Below are 15,627 nucleotides of genomic sequence, written 5' to 3' on the forward strand. Positions count from 1 at the left end.
CCCGGCCCTGCCAGCGGCGACGCCGAGCTATCGCGCCCGCGATTGCGTACCGGAGGCGATTGAACGGGGCGGCGAGGTATGATGTTGACGAGGAAACACGAAAACCAAGAACCCCCGGGGAAAGCCTGAAATGAACTTCGACCTCACCGATGAACAGGTCATGATGCGCGATACGTTCGCGCGCTTCCTCGACGAGAATTCGAGCATGGCACGCGTGCGCAAGGCGCAGGAAAGCGGCGGTTTCGACCACGCCCTGTGGACCGGCCTTGCCGAGCTTGGCGCCTTTGCCATGCGCGTTCCCGAAGAGGCCGACGGCATGGGCCTTGGCCTGTTCGATGCCGGCCTGCTGATGGAGGAAGCCGGTCGCACGCTCGCCTCCGGCCCGCTGGCCGAAGCGCTGGTGGCCACCCGCCTGCTCGGCCTGCTGGGCGGTCAGGAAGACCTGCTGGCCGCAGCGCTCGGCGGCGAGGCCGTCGTCACCATTGCCATGCAGGACGTGGCCGAATTCCCCCGGCAATGGGTCGCGGGCGGCCTCGTGGCCGATGCGGTCGCCGCACGCAGGGGTAACGAGGTGGTGCTGGTCACGGTGCCCGCCGAAGCGCGGATCGCGGAGCCGACGCTTGCCACCACGGCGATTGCGGAGCTTGATCTCGGTGCCTTGCCGACAACCGTTCTGGCCAGCGGCAAAGACGCGCTGGCGCTCTTCGCAGCCGGGCGCGAGGAATGGAAGGTGCTGATGGCGCTGGCGCTGTCCGGCCTTGCCCGTGCCGCGCTGACGATGGCGGCGGACTATGCCGGGGAACGCAAGGCCTTCGGCGTGTTCATCGGCACGTTCCAGGCGCTCTCGCACCCGATGGCGGACCTGATCTGCGAAATCGATTCCGCCAAGTTCCTTGCCTGGCAGGCGATGCGCGCGATCGCCGATGGCGATGCGGCGGCAGGAGCCCAGGTTTCGCTATCGGCATGGTACGCCGCCGGCGCCGCAGGACGCACCGTGCGCCACGCCGTGCAGACCTTCGGCGGCATCGGCCTCACCACCGAGCATGACGTCCACCTCTACAACTTGCGCGCCAAGGCCTGGCCGCTGGTGGCCGGCGATCCCGAGGACTGGCTCGCCGAAGCCGGTCGCCGCCTCTACGCGGGCGAGCAGGCCAGCCTGCCCGATGTCGGCGACGTCCCCGTCGAGTTCGATCTGGGCGAGGATGCCCGCGCGATCCAGCAGGAAATCCGCGAATTCTTCGCCAGGAACGTCACCGACGAACAGCGCGAGAAGTTCCACTTTTCGTGGGAAGGCCATAACCCGGTCATCCACAAGCAGCTGGTCGAGGCGAACCTTGCCTACCTCCAGCTTCCCAAGGACGTCGGCGGGCGCAGCCTCAGCCCCTACGCCGTCACTGCCGCGCGCTCGGCCTTCGAGGAGGAGGGCTGGAGCAACCCGGTCGCCAATGTCTCGCAGATGGTCGCCCTCATCATGCACCGCTTCGGCAGCGAGGACCTGAAGCGCGACGTGCTGTCCCGAGTGATGGCGGGCGAGGCGATCTGCTCGCTCGGCTATTCGGAACCGGGCTGCGGTTCGGACGTCTTTGCCGCGCAGTGCAAGGCGACCCAGCTTGAGGACGGGTCGTGGCGGATCGACGGCACCAAGATGTGGACCAGCGGCGCCAACCTGACCGACTATGTGCTGATGCTCTGCCGCACCGACCCGGACGCGCCCAAGCACAAGGGGCTCACCATGTTCATCGTGCCGCTCAAGGCCGAAGGCGTCACCGTGCAGGGCGTCCACACTTTCATGGACGAGCGCACCAACATCACCTTCTACGACAACGTGCGCATCCCCGACAGCTGGCGCCTGGGCGAGATCAACGCGGGCGGGCGGACCATGGCGGCCAGCCTCGAACTCGAACACGGCGGCGGCTTTGCGAAAGTGCAGCGCGCGATGCTGGAGAACGCGGTGGAACTCTGCGAGGAAATCCCCGTGGCTGGCGGCGGCAGGCTGATCGAAACGGCCAAGGCGCAGGCGCGGCTGGCGCGCACTTACGCCAATGTGCTGGCCTCCGAACTGATCGCCTATCGCGCCAACTGGACGCAGGTCCACGGCAAAGGCAACGGTGCCTACGGCCCGATGGCGAAGATGTTCTCGTCCGAACTGTTCATCACCGATTCCCGCGACCTGCTCGACCTGACGGCGCCCTACTCGCTGTCCAAGCGCAAGGGCGCGGCCAATGCCATCAACCTCGCCTATCGCCATGCCCACGGGACGACCATTTACGGCGGCACCAGCCAGGTGCACCGTTCGATGATCGCCGAAAAGGGCCTCGGCCTGCCGCGGTCCCGCAATTGAGGCGCGCAACGGAGGGGGAGAATACGATGACCGAAGAAGCACCGCACCTGCTCACCCAAGACGTGGACGGCATCCTGATCGCCACGCTCAACCGGCCCGACAAGCTCAACGCGATCAGCCGGCAGATGATGGACCTGCTGACCGAGGCGGTGCTGCGCTTTCGCGAGACACCCGAACTGAAGGTCATGCTGATCCGCTCGGCCGGGCGCTACTTCAGTTCCGGCGCGGACTTGCGGGGCGGCAACCAGAACATCGTCTCGCCCGTGTCGACCGGGGGCAGCGCGCGCGGCATTCGCGAGAACCACCGGCTCAATCTCAACAACATGCAGCAGCTGTGGGACGAGATCGAGCATATCGAGAAACCCTTTGTCGTCGCGCACCATGCCATGTGCGTGGGCGGCGGGCTGGAAATGAGCCTCTCGTGCGATTTCCGCCTTGCCGCCAGAAGCGCGTCCTACGCCTTTCCCGAAGGGCTGTTCGGTGTGCTCCCCGCATCGGGCGGCGTCTCGCGCCTGACGCGCATCTGCGGGCCGCACTGGGCGCGCTGGCTGATCATGGCGAACAAACCCGCCCCGGCGGACATGGCCCTGACCATGGGGCTGGTCCACCAGGTCTATGAGGACGAGACGTTCGAGGCGGACGTCATGGCGTTCTGCCGCCACCTCGCCAAACAGAATCCCGAGCAGATGGGCGCGGCCAAGGTCGCCATCGAACTCAGCGTCGAAGTGGGCCGCGACAGCGCCCGCCACATCGAACGCATGGCCAACAGCGCACTCATGCTCAACCCGGACTATATCCGCGGCATGGAAGAATACCTGAAAGGCGTGGGCGGGAAGAAGAAGTAGGGGCGGTCTGGAGGTTTCCCTCCGGTCACCCCGAACCTAGACACAAACGCTCGTCGCCCCCGCGAAGGCGGGGGCCCCGCTTCCTTTGCGCCACGCCAGAAGAACAAGCGGGATCCCCGTCTTCGCGGGGATGACGAAATGGGGTTTGTGCATGGAAGCGAGGTTGTTAACGGCGCCTCACCCCGCCGCCCGCTCCCGCATGTCGCGGATCGCCAGTTCCATCAGCCGCGCGTTGACCTCCAGCAGGCTTTCCTCGCGCCGCCCCGGCAGCGTGCCTAGGATACGCCGCAAGCGCCTGTCGGTCGCCAGCGTGATCGAGCGTTCGATACCCGTCATCAGCGTCGTCGCCATCAGCACCGCCGTGTCGCCCAGCGCCCCGCGCGGGTCCATCTGCGCCACGAACAGGCCGATCAGCGGCCGGGTCGAGTTCACGCGCTGGTGCATGATGCGCACGTCGAACTGGTCCGCCAGTGAGTTACGCAAGTGCAGCAGGCCGGTGTGCTTGGCCCAGAACGCGTGATAGGCGCGCACGAAGTCCATGGCCCGCGCATTGAGCTCCGCGTCCGGCCACTGGTCGCGGGCCAGCACGAAATACTCGTCCTGCGCCGAGCCCATCACCGGCTCCAGCACGGCGAGCAGCAGTTCGGTGAAGTCGGTGAAGTAGTTGTAGATCGACGTCATGCCGATCCCGACCGTCCTCGCCACGGCCCCCAGCGTCACCGGCTCGTCGGTCTTCTCGACAAGCTCGATGGTGGCGGCAAGGATGCGCTCACGCGTGACGCGCCCCTTGCGGCCCAGTTTCTGCCCGTGGAGGTTATGGCTGACCGCCGCCGATGCGTCGGTGACGGCGGCGGCGAGATGCGGCGGGACAGCCGGGGTTCCGGTGTCCTCGCCGCTATTCTCTTCTCCGGTGTCGCTTCCCAGAAAGGCCTCGTCCGAGCCGCTTGCGTCAGGCCGCGGCCTGGCCGACGGGCCAGGCGAGGATCTTGACGTCGGTGAACTCTTCAATGCCTTCCAGACCCCATTCGCGTCCCATGCCGCTGGCCTTGTAGCCACCGAAGGGAATGTCGCCAGCGATGCACATGCCGTTGTTGACGCTCATCGAGCCGGTGCGCACACGCTTGGCAATATTGATCGCCCGGTTCAGATCACCCGAGCTGACACCGCCGGATAGGCCATAGGAACTCTGGTTGGCAATGCGCACGGCATCCTCGTCGTCCTCGTAGGGGATGACGACCAGCACAGGGCCGAAAATCTCTTCCTGAGCGATGCGCATGTCATTGGTAACGTCCACGAAGCAGGTCGGCTCCACAAAATAGCCGCCGCCCTTGTCGGGGCGGATGTTGCCGCCGGCCAGCAGCGTGGCGCCCTCTTCCTGCCCGAGATCGATGTAGCTCTTCACCCGTTCCATCTGACGCTTCGAGATCACCGGGCCCATGATGTGCGCCGGGTTCGCGATATCGCCCCAGTTGTCGCCGAAGTTGCCGTAGGCGCCCTTGAGGATGGCCTTGGCTTCCTCGTAACGGCTGCGCGGCACCAGCAGGCGCGACTGCACGGCGCAGCCCTGCCCGGCATGGAACACCAGCATCGCCATGCCCACTTCCATCGCGAAGTTCGGTGCATCGTCGAGCACGATCTTGGCCGACTTGCCGCCGAGTTCGAGGAACACGCGCTTCAGCGTCGCCGCCCCCTGCTCCATGATGCGCTTGCCGACGCCGGTGGAGCCGGTGAACGAGATCAGGTCCACGCGTGGATCGGTGACCAGCATTTCGCCCGCCAGCGCCGGATCGGCGCCGAACACCACGTTGATGACGCCGTCGGGGAAGCCCGCTTCCCTGGCCAGTTCGCCAAAGATCGCGCCCATTCCGGGCGTATCGGGCGCGGGCTTCAGGATCACGGTGCAACCGGCGAGCAGCGCGGCAACGATCTTGCCGATGTTCACGTAGAGCGGCACGTTCCACGGCGTGATCGCGCCCACCACGCCGACGGGTTCACGCACACCGATGCGCTTGTGAACCATGCCGAAGGCCGGCTTCTCGCCGTAGTCCTTTTCCCATTCCAGCTTGTCGAACACGGCCATGTAGTCGTCCCAGCCGTCGAGAGCCATGCCGACATGGGCCCGGCTGACCGCCCCCTGCGCCGCGCCGGCCTCGTTGATCGCCAGTTCGCCAAGACGCGGACGGGCCGCTTCGAACAACTCGCGGTACTTTTTGACCAGAGCCACGCGCTTTTCGGTGTTGGTGGCCCAGTCGGTCTCGTCGAAAGCGCGGCGGGCGGCGGCGATGGCCGCGTTCACGTCATCGGCGGTGGCATCGGCGGCCTTGCCGATCGCCTCGCCGGTCCAGGGGCTGATCACCTCGAAGGTGCCGCCGTCGCTGGCGCCCCGCAACTGGCCGTCGATATAGAGCTGGGCGTCGGGAAGAGTGGTCATCGTGTGATCCTTGGCGGGAATGGCGTCTTGCAGGGTTTGGGCGTCGCTCATGGACGGCGCGCTCCCACTGAAACGTGGAGCACGCGCACGTCGGGCGGCAGATCGATGACCGAGCGGAACACCCCGGTGACGTTCTCGGTCTGCGAGATCGGGCGCGCGCGCAGGTCGATGCCATTGGCCGCGCAGCCCTGATGGAAACGCATGGCGGCATCGGGATTCCAGCCCGGCGCAGCCTTGCCCGCTTCGTACATCGGCCCGGCGCGCACGGTGGTGACGCGGATGCCGGCAGGCTCCAGTTCTTCCACCAGCGCTTCGGTAAAGCGTTCGAGACCCGCCTTGGTGCACTGGTAGAGCGAGAGCATCACGAACGGCACGGCGACGGATTCGCTGCCCACGTTGATGATCTGCCCGCCCTTTTCCATCATCGGGATGGCCGCGCGGCAGCAGTAGATCGGGCCATTGAGATTGGTGGCGATGATACCGTCGATCTGCGCGTCGCTCGCCTCGGCCACCGTGAACGGTTCGTAGACCGCCGCATTGTTGATCAGCACATCGATCTTCGGGTGCTTTTGCGCAATCGCGGCAAAGGCCTGGCGCACGGAATCGGCGCTGGCCACGTCGCACTCCACCGCCATGGCTGCCGGGCCGATCTCGTCCGCCAGTTCCTGCACCTTGGACAGCGTGCGCCCCAGCAGGATCACGGTCTCCCCTTCACCGGCGAAACGCCTTGCCAGCGCGCGGCCGAGGCCCGCCCCGGCGCCAGTGATCACGATCGTCTTACCCACGCATCCTCCCGCTCTTACGGCTTTCGAGTGCCGGTCCTTGTCCGGCACGATTTCCCGAACTCTAACCCTTGCGCAAGGCGCCGCCTATCGCGGCCACGATGCTTGGGCAGGACCGTCCCCGCGATACCGGGCGGCACGCCGAGAACCTGCCACCGAGGCCGGATCACGCCGATCGGCAGCGCCGGTTCGCCGAAAGACCGGCCCAGCAAGCGCCCCGGCGGCAGGCACTCAGCGCTGGGTCATATCCATGTCGACGATCAGCCGCGAGAGCGTCTGCTTCGCGATCTTCCAGCCATCGGCAGCACGCACGCAGGTCTCGTGATAATGGCCGTACCCGGTCAGCGCAAAGCTGTCCTTCACCACGCGGTCCTGCATGGCCCAGACCACGTCGGCGCGGTCGCCGTGAAAGGTGATCTCGGGCGAGTGGACCTGGTGCGCGGTCTTCGCATCGGCCAGCGAGCGGCGGACCATCGCGACAAATGTATCGCGCCCCTGCTCCAGCGTACCCCCGGCGGGGCGCGTGTCGATCTCGCAATCCTCGGTGAACAGCGCGGCCCAGCCGTCCCAGTCCTTGGTATCGAGCAGGCGGCAATAGCGCGCCTTGAGATTGCAGATCTCCAGCCAGTCCTCGAAACGCGGCACCTGTGTCACGCTGTTCGTCCCCTCAACCCGGTGTGGTTTCCGCTTCCAGCCGCTCGGCGGCCAGCTTGCGCAGGTCCGCCGTCTTGATCTTGGCACTGCCGGTGGTCTTGAGGTCGCCCTCGGCCACGAACAGCACCTTGCGCGGCACTTTGTAGCTGGCGAGCTTTTCCCTGGCGAAATCACGGATCGATCCGGCATCGGGGCGCACGCCCTCCACCGGGACCACGCAGGAGACCACCAGTTCGCCCAGCAGCTCGTCCGGCACGCCGACGGTCTGCACCATCTTCACTTCGGGATGGGCGCGGATCACATCGTCGATCTCCAGCGGGGAGACATTGGCGCCGCCGGTCTTGATGATGTCGTTGAGGCGGCCTTCCCAGAACAGCCGCCCCGCCGCGTCGAGATAACCGCCATCCGCCGTGCGCAGGAAACCATCCTCGTCGAGCGTCTCGTCGAGCGGCACGCCAAGATAGCCGAGCATCAGCGTCGGCCCCTTGACGGCGATCTCGCCGCGTTCGCCCAGCGGCATCGTGGCGCCGGTCATGGGATCGACGATCTTGATCGTGGCGCCGGCAGTGGGCAGCCCGTGCGACTTGCCTGCCACGTCCTCGCTGGTGCCCGAGGGGAAGACGGAGATCAGCGTGAACGTCTCTGTATTGCCGAAGGCCTGCGCCGGTTCGCGCCAGGTCGTCGAAATCGTGGGATGCCGGGCGCAAGGCGTCAGCGCATCGAGGTATACCATCGACGACAGGTCAACCGTCTCGTAATTGGGCGCGGCGATCAGCTGGGCCCACTGGTGCGGCCAGGCAAGGATCATCGTCGCCCGCTCCGCCTCCATCAGCGCCAGCGCCTCCCCGGCGTCGAACCAGCGCTGGAGCACCAGCGAGCCGCCCGAACCGAGCGTGCCGCCCAGCGCCATCGCGAAATTGCCGGACCAGAAGAAGCCGTTGGCCGACCAGGTGCGCGGCGGCTCCTGAACCGCGTACCACTGCGGCCAGCGCCAGAGCTGCAGGCAGACGCCGCGATGGGCCGAAAGGATGCCCTTGGCCTTGCCGGTGGAACCCGAGGAAAAGAACAGCACGCCGGGATCGCTCGGCTGGACCGTGGCGGCGGCGGCATCGACCAGCACCGGATCGACGCCCTCTCCGCGCGCGAGGAACGTTTGCCAGCCCTCGATCGCGCCGAGGCCTTCGTCGCTGTCGATCACGGCGAGATGGCGCAGGAACGGGAACCTGGTGGAGGCGACTTCGCCGGGCCTGGCCGAGCCGATCTGCGGTTCGAGATCGACGAGGGTCTGCGCGAAATCCTTCTTGAGCACGCGGCGTTCGAGCAGCAGCACCGAACAGCCACCCATCTGCAGCACGGTTTCCAGTTCCGCAGGGGTGAAGAAGGTGCTGACCGTCATCGCCACGCCGCCCGCCAGCGCGGTGCCGAAGACGCTGGAGAGGAATTCGAGGCGATTGGTCGCCAGAACCCCGACCCGGGTGCCCTTGCCGACCCCGCAGGCAACGAGCGCGCGGGCGACGTCCATCGAACGGGCCCAGAGGTCGTCGTACGTCCAGCGCTCCACCGTGTCGCCCAGATGGATCACCGCTGCCTCCGCCGGGCCATGGCGCTGCGTGACCTCGCGGAGGAACCCGCCCAGCGTCAGCGGGCCGATGCCCTGCTCTTCCGCCAGCGGAATTCCGCGCGCAATGGACAGACCCTGCGTGACTTCGACCATGCCTTCCTCGCCATCCTTGCAGGGCCGTGTCGCCCTTTCTCCCAATGATGCTCTGGCGCGGCGGGCGGCTCCCTCAAACCGCCCGCCGCGCCGGCTGCATCAGGCGTTCACGTCAACGATGTAACGGCCGGTGACCTCTCCGGACATGAACTTGCGCGCAGCCTCGATGGCATCGCCGAGGCCGATGGTCTGGCCGATGGTTTCCAGCGCCGCCGGATCGAGATCCCTGGCCAGACGGTCCCAGGCCTTCAGGCGCTTGGCCTTGGGGGCCATGACGCTGTCGATGCCGAGCAGCGAAACGCCGCGCAGGATGAAGGGCATGACCGTCGAGGGCAGATCGAAGCCCTGCGCCAGACCGCAAGCGGCCACCGCGCCGCCGTACCTGGTCTGCGCGATGGCATTGGCCAGCGTGTGGCTGCCCGCGGTGTCGACCACGCCCGCCCAGCGCTCCTTCTGGAGCGGCTTGCCCTTTTCGGCGAGTTCGGCGCGGTCGATGATCGTTTCCGCGCCCAGCGATTTCAGGTAGTCCGCCTCGCCCGGCTTGCCGGTGAGCGCGGCGACCGAATAGCCCAGCTTCTTGAGGATGGCGATGGCGACCGAGCCGACCCCGCCGGTGGCGCCGGTGACGAGGATCTCGCCCTGATCCGGGGTCACGCCCCAGTCCACCAGCGCATCGACGCAGAGCGCGGCGGTATAACCGGCCGTGCCGATCGCCATGGCCTGCTTCGGCGTGAAGGCCGAAGGCAGCGGCACCAGCCAGTCACCCTTCAGCCTGGCCTTCTGCGACAACCCGCCCCAGTGGCCCTCGCCCACGCCCCAGCCGTTGAGCACGACGGTATCGCCCGCCTTCCAGTCGCCATGGCTGCTTTGCGTAACGGTGCCGACAAGGTCGATCCCCGGCACCATCGGGAACTTGCGCACGACCGGCGAGGCGCCGGTGACGGCAAGGCCGTCCTTGAAATTGAGCGTCGAGAACGCGACGTCGATGGCGACATCGCCCTCGGGCAGCGCGCTTTCGTCAAGCTGCTGGAGAGTGACCGTCTGGCCCTCATCGGTCTTGTCGATCACGATAGCGGAAAACATGGCATACTCCCTCAAGGGTCACGCTGGGACCCGGCGATGCGGGCTTAGGCAGGCCCTGGTTGAAAGGGAATATGCGCCGCTGCGTCAATGCCGCCGCCCCATGCCATCGCGGAGGCGAAGCGGCATCATGGGCGGGGTATCAGCCGAACGGTCAGCCTCCGGGAGAAACCCCGTGCGCCGCCAGCAGGTCCGCCACTTTCGGGAAAGCCTTGGCGCGCATCGTGCCGTACATCGACAGCCGCAGGATCTCGCGCGAATAGCGCCGCGACAGTTCGCGCCGCTCGCCCTCGTCGGCGGCATGGGCGCGGGCGAGGATCGGCCAGAAGAACACGCCCGCAAGGTTCATCACCGAATAGACCTCGAAATCGATGCCCGGTTCGGCCAGAGCGGTGCCGGCAAAGCGCCCCAGCGATCCGCAATATTCCCGCCAGAACGGGTCCTGCGAGGGATCGGGAGAGGCCAGCACCTGCTGCAGCCAGACGCGGCAGATGTCGGGATTTTCCATCGCGAAATCGGCCAGCCGCTCGGTCAGCGACACCACGTCCACTTCCTCGACCCGGCGCTCGCCCACGGTTTGCGGATCGCCGAAAACGGCATGGAACAGCTTGTCGGACACCCACTGGATGGTCGCCTCGATCAGCTTCTCGCGCGTTTCGAAATGCTGGTAGGCGGTGCCGCGATTGACGGCGGCGAGATGGGCAACGGCGGAAAGGCTGACGCCCTCGGGCCCGTCCTTGGCGAGCAGATTGGCCGCCGCATCCAGAATGACGGCGCGCGTCGCGACCGGATCGCGCGTCCTGCGCCGTGTTTTCGCCTCCATGCCCGCCCCTTTTCCTGTATCAAAGGGCGAGCATAGCGGCGTGCTTACTAATCGACAATGTTGATTAGCTTGTCCTCAGAGGAAGGCTTTCACCTTTTCGAGGACCAGTTCGGCATGTTCTTTCCGGCAGATCAGCAGGTCGGGCATATAGACGTCCTCCCGGTTGTAGACCAGCGGGCTGCCATCGATGCGCGAGACGTGGAGGCCCCAGCCCTGCGCCACGGCGGCAGGGGCGCAGCTGTCCCACTCGTACTGGCCGCCGGAGTGGAGGTAGATGTCCGCATCCCCCAGCAGGATCGCCATGGCCTTGGCCCCGGCCGATCCCATCGGCACCAGTTCGGCGCCGATTTCCTCGGCCACCCCGGTCGCTTCCTTGGCGGGACGCGTGCGGCTGACGACCATGCGCAGCGTTTCCGGCGCGGGCGGAACCTCGCCCGGCTGGTCGGAGCGCAGGACAAGCCCGGCGCCCGGCAGCGCCACGGCGCCCAGCACCGGCGCACCGTCCACCGCCATGCCGACATGGACCGCCCAGTCGGCACGCTCCTCGCCATATTCGCGGGTGCCGTCGACCGGGTCGACGATCCACACCCGCTGCTTGCTCAGACGCTCGGCATTGTCCTTTTCCTCTTCGGAGAGCAGCCCGTCCTCGGGCCGCTGCTCGCGAAGGGCGTGGCAGAGGAACTGGTTGGCGGTCTGGTCCCCCGCCTTGCCCAGCGCCTTGCCCGAGAACAGGCCGGAGCTGCGCACGTCGAGCAGGATCTTGCCCGCCACTTCGGCCAGGTGCGCGGCCAGGTCGCCGTCGGTGAGGCTACCGTCGTGGCGCATCAGGCGTCTCCCAACAGCGTGTCGACGATCAGGTTCGCGGCCTCTTCGGGCGAGATCGCCGTGGTGTCGATGCGGATTTCGGGGTTCCGCGGCGCTTCATAAGGGCTGTCGATACCCGTGAAGTTCTTCAGCTCGCCCGAACGCGCCTTCTTGTAGAGGCCCTTGACGTCGCGCGCCTCGGCCACCTTGAGCGGCGTGTCGATGAACACTTCGAAGAACTCGCCTTCGGGCAGCATCGAACGCACCATCTCGCGGTCCGCCTGGAACGGCGAGATGAAGGCGGTGATGACGATCAGGCCCGCGTCGGTCATCAGCTTGGAGACTTCGCCCACGCGGCGGATGTTCTCGATGCGGTCGGCCTCGGTGAAGCCCAGGTCCTTGTTGAGCCCGTGGCGCACGTTGTCGCCGTCGAGCAGGAAGGTGTGCCGGTTCATCCGGTGCAGCTTCTTCTCGACAAGGTTGGCGATGGTCGACTTGCCCGAGCCCGAAAGACCCGTGAACCACAGCACCGCGGGCTTCTGGTTCTTGAGGCCGGCGTGCTGCTTGCGATCGATGTCCACGGCCTGCCAGTGCACGTTCTGCGAACGGCGCAGCGAGAAGTGGATCATGCCCGCCGCCACCGTGGCGTTGGTCATCTTGTCGATCAGGATGAAGCCGCCGAGCGTGCGGTTGTCGGCATAAGGCTCGAAGACGATCTGCTTGTCGGTGGTCAGTTCCGCCACGCCGATGGCGTTCAGCTCCAGCGTCTTGGCCGCCAGCTTCTCCATCGTGTTGACGTTGACTTCGTACTTCGGCTCCTGGACCGTGGCCGACACCATCTGGGTGCCGATCTTCAGCCAGTAGGCGCGGCCGGGCACCATGGCCTCGTCCGCCATCCACACGAAGGTCGCCTCGAACTGATCGGCGGTCTGCGGCGGATTGTCGGCAACCGAGATCACCGACCCGCGCGAGCAGTCGATCTCGTCCGCGAAGCAGACGGTAACCGACTGGCCGGCGACCGCTTCTTCCAGATCGCCGTCGAAAGTGACGACGCGCGTGATCGTGCTGGTCTTGCCCGAGGGCAGGACGCGGATCTTGTCGCCCGCCTTCACCGAACCGGTGGCGATCAGGCCCGAGAACCCGCGGAAATCGAGGTTCGGACGGTTCACCCACTGCACCGGCAGGCGCAGCGGCTTGTCGGCATCGACCGAGGAGAGAACCTCCACCGTCTCCAGATGCTCGACCAGCGGGACACCGGCGTAGGCTGGCGCCTTGTACCACGGGGTCTTGTCCGAGAGCGTGGTGATGTTGTCGCCCTTGAAACCCGAGATCGGCAGCGCGGTGAAGCTCTCGATGCCGATCGACTGCGCGAACTCGGTATAGTCCGCCAGGATCTTGTCGAAGACCTCCTGGCTGTAATCCACCAGGTCCATCTTGTTCACGGCCAGGACGATGTTCTTGATGCCGATCAGGTGGCACAGGTACGAGTGGCGGCGCGTCTGCACCAGCACGCCCTTGCGCGCATCGATCAGGATCACCGCAAGGTCGGCGGTGGAAGCGCCGGTGACCATGTTACGGGTGTACTGTTCGTGGCCCGGGCAGTCGGCAACGATGAACTTGCGCTTCTCGGTGTTGAAGAAGCGATAGGCCACGTCGATGGTGATGCCCTGCTCACGCTCGGCGGCAAGACCGTCGACCAGCAGCGCGAAGTCGATCTCCTGCCCCTGCGTGCCGACCTTCTTGGAATCCGACTGCAGCGCGTCGAGCTGGTCCTCGAAGATCATCTTCGAATCGTAGAGCAGGCGCCCGATCAGGGTGGACTTGCCATCGTCGACGCTGCCGCAGGTGATGAAGCGGAGCATCGTCTTGTGCTCGTGCTGGACGAGATAGGCGTCGATGTCCTCGGCAATCAGCTTGTCGGTGACGTAGACAGCTTCCTTGGTGTCGTTCTGCACCGTTTCAGTGTCGCTCTGTCCCATCAGAAGTACCCCTGCTGCTTCTTGACTTCCATGCCGGCACCGCCAGCGTCCTTGTCGATGGCGCGGCCCTGCCGCTCGGATGTGGTGGTGAGCAGGGTCTCCTGGATCACGTCGGGAAGCGTCTTCGCCTCGCTCTCCACCGCGCCGGTCAGCGGGTAGCAGCCGAGCGTGCGGAAACGGATCGAGCGTTCGACCGGAACCTCGCCGTCCTTCAGCGGGAAGCGCTCGTCGTCCACCATCAGCAGCATGCCGTCACGCTCCACGGTCGGGCGCTTCTCGGCGAAGTAGAGCGGCACGATGGGGATGTCGTTCAGGTGGATGTACTGCCAGATGTCCAGCTCGGTCCAGTTGGAGATCGGGAAGACGCGGATCGACTCGCCGCGCGCCTTCCTGGCATTGTAGAGGTTCCACAGCTCCGGGCGCTGGTTCTTCGGGTCCCAGCCGTGCGAGGAGGTGCGGAACGAGAAGATGCGCTCCTTGGCGCGGCTCTTTTCCTCGTCGCGGCGGGCGCCGCCGAAGGCCGCGTCGAAGCCGTACTTGTCCAGCGCCTGCTTCAGGCCTTCGGTCTTCCACATGTCGGTGTGGAGCGCGCCGTGGTCGAACGGGTTGATGCCCTTCTCGACCGCCTCGGGGTTCTGGTAGACCAGCAGCTCCATGCCGCTCTCGCGCGCCATCTTGTCGCGCAGCTCGTACATCGCCTTGAACTTCCACGTCGTATCGACATGGAGCAGCGGGAACGGCGGCGGCGAGGGATAAAACGCCTTGCGGGCAAGGTGCAGCATCACCGCGCTGTCCTTGCCGACCGAATAGAGCATCACCGGCTTTTCGGCCTCGGCAACGACTTCGCGGATGATGTGGATGCTCTCGGCTTCGAGACGCTCCAGATGCGTGAGTGTTTTCATCAGGTCTTCCTCTGCCCTTGGGCTCGCGCCCGTTCGGCTGGGTTTCAAACTGTCCCGATCCGAATCGCAAGGATGACATTTCCGCGAACCTCCCATATGGGAGGGTATGGCTCTTACCAGCAACGACGAGACCGATCTCCTGATCCCGCTCTTTCAGGGAAATGCCGAAGATCCGCGCTTTGCGACATTTCTGGAAAGATTGCGTCGTCGCACCCAGGCCGACTACGTCAGCCTGATCCTTCGCATGGGCGATGGTCCGCATGGCACCATCGTCGAAAGCCATGCCGGAATCGACTTGCGCAAACGCGCCCGCGAGTCGGAACAGCAGGGGCCGTTCGACCTTGACCGCTACCTCTACGACAGCCTGCGGCCGGGGCGGGTCTATTCGATCGGGGAGATGATCGACCACGACCCCGTGGCGCGCGCGGATCGCAACCGGCGCATGGCGAAGCTTGGCATCGGCGACGAGCGCGTGGTGCGGATCGCCGGCGGCGAGCGCTACAGCGCATGGCTGCTGATGGCGCGTGCGCGCGAGTGCACCGCCGCCGACAGCGCCCTGCTCTCCAGCCTGGCGCCTTACGTGGCCATCGCGGTCGAGAATCTCGTGGCGATGGACCGCGACCGGCTTGCGGCGCGGATCAACGCCATGGGGCTGGAGCGCACCGGCAAGGGCTGGATGCTTCTGGATGCCGAAGCGCGCATCGTGGTGGCCGATCGCGCGCTGGCGGAATTCTGGCAGACGCACTGCGGCGCGGCGCTGCGCCCGGGCGAGCGCGTGCTGGGCCTCGACCTTGCCGCCGAGCGCAAGCTGGCGGCCATCGCGGCGGAAATGACCCAGGCCCCCGCGCTGTCCGCACGGCCGCTGCTGCTGCGGGACAACCCGCATATCGAGGCGCTGCTAATGCCCGCCGAGAATGCGCAGACCCTCGCGGCACCGGCGATCCTGGCGCTCTGCACCCTGCCCCGCCCGCATTCGGATCAGAGCGCCGAACGACTGGCAGCCGTCTTCGACCTGCCCCGGCGCGAGGCGGAACTGGCAATGGCGCTGGCGGACGGCCACTCCATCGCCGAAGCGGCGGAGCGCATGGGCCTGACCCTGGAAACGGCGCGCAACTATTCCAAGCGGCTCTACGCCAAGCTGGGCGTGCGCGGGCAAGCGGAACTCGTGCGGCTGGTTTATGAGAGCAGCGCGGTGATGGCGTAAAACACGCGCCCGCACGACGCCGCGAACCCAAACCCAACCTCAAACCCAAAAACTTCGTCGCCCCCGCG

At 66.3% G+C, this 15,627-nt stretch carries 13 protein-coding genes; 3 read left to right on the forward strand and 10 right to left on the reverse strand.

What is annotated here, in order from left to right; genetic code table 11:
- Positions 1-130 precede the first annotated feature (130 nt).
- Both CA833_RS17055 and CA833_RS17060 read left to right on the forward strand, forming a co-directional pair.
- On the forward strand, positions 131-2,341 hold the full coding sequence (locus CA833_RS17055) for an acyl-CoA dehydrogenase family protein (protein ID WP_207078721.1): 2,211 nt from the start codon (positions 131-133) through the stop codon (positions 2,339-2,341).
- Between the two features lie 26 nt (positions 2,342-2,367).
- A complete protein-coding gene (locus tag CA833_RS17060) occupies positions 2,368-3,186 on the forward strand; it encodes an enoyl-CoA hydratase/isomerase family protein (protein WP_207078722.1) in 819 nt (272 codons plus the stop codon).
- Positions 3,187-3,363: 177 nt separating this feature from the next.
- Here CA833_RS17060 and CA833_RS17065 read toward each other — a convergent pair whose 3' ends face one another.
- From CA833_RS17065 to cysD, 10 genes are all read right to left on the reverse strand, one after another.
- Complete coding sequence (locus tag CA833_RS17065; RefSeq protein ID WP_207078723.1) at positions 3,364-4,194, reverse strand: TetR/AcrR family transcriptional regulator; 831 nt, start codon at positions 4,192-4,194, stop codon at positions 3,364-3,366.
- Positions 4,136-5,617 (reverse strand): aldehyde dehydrogenase family protein, encoded by a 1,482-nt coding sequence (locus CA833_RS17070; RefSeq protein ID WP_207080156.1) that lies wholly within the window; start codon positions 5,615-5,617, stop codon positions 4,136-4,138. The genes CA833_RS17065 and CA833_RS17070 overlap by 59 nt, the downstream gene beginning before the upstream one ends.
- Positions 5,618-5,664: 47 nt before the next feature.
- A complete protein-coding gene (locus tag CA833_RS17075) occupies positions 5,665-6,402 on the reverse strand; it encodes an SDR family oxidoreductase (protein ID WP_142633132.1) in 738 nt (245 codons plus the stop codon).
- A 228-nt stretch (positions 6,403-6,630) separates the two neighbouring features.
- A complete protein-coding gene (locus CA833_RS17080; protein WP_207078724.1) occupies positions 6,631-7,053 on the reverse strand; it encodes a nuclear transport factor 2 family protein in 423 nt (140 codons plus the stop codon).
- A gap of 13 nt (positions 7,054-7,066) precedes the next feature.
- A complete protein-coding gene (locus tag CA833_RS17085) occupies positions 7,067-8,767 on the reverse strand; it encodes a class I adenylate-forming enzyme family protein (protein ID WP_207078725.1) in 1,701 nt (566 codons plus the stop codon).
- A gap of 99 nt (positions 8,768-8,866) precedes the next feature.
- The gene (locus tag CA833_RS17090; RefSeq protein ID WP_207078726.1) at positions 8,867-9,850 is read right to left on the reverse strand and encodes an MDR family oxidoreductase; all 984 of its coding nucleotides are present in this window, start codon (positions 9,848-9,850) and stop codon (positions 8,867-8,869) included.
- A gap of 151 nt (positions 9,851-10,001) precedes the next feature.
- Positions 10,002-10,670: a TetR/AcrR family transcriptional regulator gene (locus CA833_RS17095; protein ID WP_207078727.1), complete on the reverse strand. Its 669-nt coding sequence runs from the start codon at positions 10,668-10,670 to the stop codon at positions 10,002-10,004.
- 75 nt (positions 10,671-10,745) lie between these two features.
- Positions 10,746-11,495, reverse strand: a complete 750-nt coding sequence (locus tag CA833_RS17100; RefSeq protein WP_207078728.1) for a 3'(2'),5'-bisphosphate nucleotidase CysQ — start codon at positions 11,493-11,495, stop codon at positions 10,746-10,748.
- Positions 11,495-13,453: a sulfate adenylyltransferase subunit CysN gene (gene cysN, locus CA833_RS17105; RefSeq protein WP_207078729.1), complete on the reverse strand. Its 1,959-nt coding sequence runs from the start codon at positions 13,451-13,453 to the stop codon at positions 11,495-11,497. The genes CA833_RS17100 and cysN overlap by 1 nt, the downstream gene beginning before the upstream one ends.
- Positions 13,453-14,403 (reverse strand): sulfate adenylyltransferase subunit CysD, encoded by a 951-nt coding sequence (cysD, locus tag CA833_RS17110; RefSeq protein WP_370584529.1) that lies wholly within the window; start codon positions 14,401-14,403, stop codon positions 13,453-13,455. The genes cysN and cysD overlap by 1 nt, the downstream gene beginning before the upstream one ends.
- A gap of 58 nt (positions 14,404-14,461) precedes the next feature.
- Here cysD and CA833_RS17115 point away from each other — a divergent pair, with 58 nt between their 5' ends.
- Complete coding sequence (locus tag CA833_RS17115) at positions 14,462-15,559, forward strand: helix-turn-helix transcriptional regulator (protein WP_207078730.1); 1,098 nt, start codon at positions 14,462-14,464, stop codon at positions 15,557-15,559.
- Positions 15,560-15,627: the final 68 nt, after the last annotated feature.

It is taken from the genome of Novosphingobium sp. KA1, assembly GCF_017309955.1.
Lineage (GTDB): Bacteria > Pseudomonadota > Alphaproteobacteria > Sphingomonadales > Sphingomonadaceae > Novosphingobium.

Excerpts from the sequence above, each read along its gene's own strand:
- CA833_RS17070 (WP_207080156.1), bottom strand. The coding sequence starts at position 5,617 with ATGACCACTCTTCCCGACGCCCAGCTCTATATCGACGGCCAGTTGCGG.
- CA833_RS17100 (WP_207078728.1), bottom strand. The coding sequence starts at position 11,495 with ATGCGCCACGACGGTAGCCTCACCGACGGCGACCTGGCCGCGCACCTG.
- CA833_RS17060 (WP_207078722.1), top strand. The coding sequence starts at position 2,368 with ATGACCGAAGAAGCACCGCACCTGCTCACCCAAGACGTGGACGGCATC.
- CA833_RS17055 (WP_207078721.1), top strand. The coding sequence starts at position 131 with ATGAACTTCGACCTCACCGATGAACAGGTCATGATGCGCGATACGTTC.
- CA833_RS17090 (WP_207078726.1), bottom strand. The coding sequence starts at position 9,850 with ATGTTTTCCGCTATCGTGATCGACAAGACCGATGAGGGCCAGACGGTC.
- CA833_RS17095 (WP_207078727.1), bottom strand. The coding sequence starts at position 10,670 with ATGGAGGCGAAAACACGGCGCAGGACGCGCGATCCGGTCGCGACGCGC.
- CA833_RS17085 (WP_207078725.1), bottom strand. The coding sequence starts at position 8,767 with ATGGTCGAAGTCACGCAGGGTCTGTCCATTGCGCGCGGAATTCCGCTG.
- CA833_RS17115 (WP_207078730.1), top strand. The coding sequence starts at position 14,462 with ATGGCTCTTACCAGCAACGACGAGACCGATCTCCTGATCCCGCTCTTT.
- cysN (WP_207078729.1), bottom strand. The coding sequence starts at position 13,453 with ATGGGACAGAGCGACACTGAAACGGTGCAGAACGACACCAAGGAAGCT.